This window comes from Sulfuricurvum sp. (genome assembly GCF_049305995.1).
In the GTDB taxonomy this organism is placed as follows: Bacteria; Campylobacterota; Campylobacteria; order Campylobacterales; family Sulfurimonadaceae; genus Sulfuricurvum.
In genome coordinates, this window is record NZ_JBAQPS010000131.1 from 1 (window position 1) to 1,755 (window position 1,755).

General features: G+C 28.7%; 2 protein-coding genes. Both read left to right on the plus strand.

Annotated features, from left to right (window positions below; translation table 11 throughout):
• Window positions 1–1,314: AAA family ATPase (locus WA010_RS04370; RefSeq protein ID WP_422555934.1), on the plus strand; the 1,314-nt coding region annotated here is incomplete at its 5' end.
• On the plus strand, window positions 1,307–1,755 hold a 449-nt coding region (locus WA010_RS04375), incomplete at its 3' end, for a hypothetical protein (RefSeq protein WP_422555935.1). The genes WA010_RS04370 and WA010_RS04375, both read left to right, overlap by 8 nt.

Here is a 1,755-nt window from a genome sequence, read left to right on the forward strand (position 1 = left end):
TATACCAATAAAGTTAAAGTTACTTCATCACTAAAGATAGAAAACTTTACGATTTCATTTTTACGAAAAGTTCTCTATTACTCAATGGATAATTTGAATTTGGCAGAATCAAGAAGCTATTTAACAACTATTAATTTATCAAAAACAAATGAACTTATTACTGAGAACTATTTAAAGTTACAAAATTTAGATTTTGAACTTTTTAATTTTAAACCACATGGGATTGAGTATTCATTTCGAGAATTATGGCTCAATTCTGAATATGAGCATAATGAACTAGACATAGCAGGTGTGAAATCTGCTTTAGGATGGGAGCCTCAAAGTGATCCAGATGTAATTATCGATGCTATTCGTGCTCTAAAAAATCTTCAAGATGAATATATGCTTTACTTGTTCAGCAGGTTTGAGGGTATTGATAATATTTTTGAGAAGATTAATTTGACAGAAAAATTAGATTCTAAAAATTTTAATTTAACCGTAACGACTGAAGAGGTTGAAACAGTATTGAAAAAGTGTGCTATTAGTTTTGTAGAAAAAGAAAAGTATGAATTATTGAAGAAACATGCTGGTGTTTTTATTAAAATTGAAAATATTGCAACAATATTTGGAACTGATTATTTAGACTTGTTTTTTCATACAATGATAGATGAGTTAGAGTTTGATTTTAGGGCAGAAAATAGTGCAACGTATAGTTCTTTAAGTCATGGGCAAAAAACAATTTACAGTTTTATAGTAAATCTAGTAAGTTATAATCAAAAAGAGTTTTTATTTTTTTTGGATGAACCTGACAATACATTACATCCTAATTGGCAAAAAAAGTTTATAAATGAACTCATCAGTATCGCTAAAAAATTGGAAAAAAAAGTTCATCTGATAATCACCTCTCATTCACCATTTATCCTCTCAGATATCCCAAAAGAAAATGTAATATTTTTAAAAGATGGAAAAGAAGAAAAAGTTGATATTGATACCTTTGGAGCTAATATCCACACCCTCTTATCTCACGGCTTTTTTATGGATGATGGTTTGATGGGAGAGTTTGCAAAAAGTAAAATTAATGAGATTATTGATTTTTACAACGAAGTCGAAAAACATACAAATAACGAGATCAAAAAAGCAGAATTAAAAGTTCAATACGAAGAAAAAAAAGAAGCATTTTGGAATATTCAATCGATTATCGGAGAAGCATATTTAAAACAAGTGGTCAAAAACCATCTTGTGGAGATAGAGAAGATATTGCTCGGTAAAGATGAAGCGAAAAGTGCAGAGATATCACGAGTCAAAGTATATTTGGAAAGTTTAGAGAATGATTAAAATTCCCTATCAGCCGAATTTAGCAGATGATTATTATACATTGATTTCAGAGCTTAGAATCCAAAATGACTCTTTTGAAACATATTACAATACACATCTCAAATCAAAACTCAATTGTTATAGTTTAAAAGATATTGTGTGCGGTGATTTTGAAAAATTAGAGGAAATTAAAACAAAAATCGGCTCAAAGTATTCGAGTAAACATAATATCGTCAAACAAATTTTCAATTATGACAAAGCAAAGTCAAAAACAATTACTCCTAAAATTTCAAAACTTCAGCCAAAAATAGCCAAGTTTTTTGAAGATAATATTGAAGTCCATACCTGCTATTTTTGCAATATTGAGTTTATCAATAAATTTAGTACGTCAACAAAAACAAAAAATGGTTTTACATTAGATCATTTCATGGATAAAGGGACGTATCCTTATTTGGCATTGAG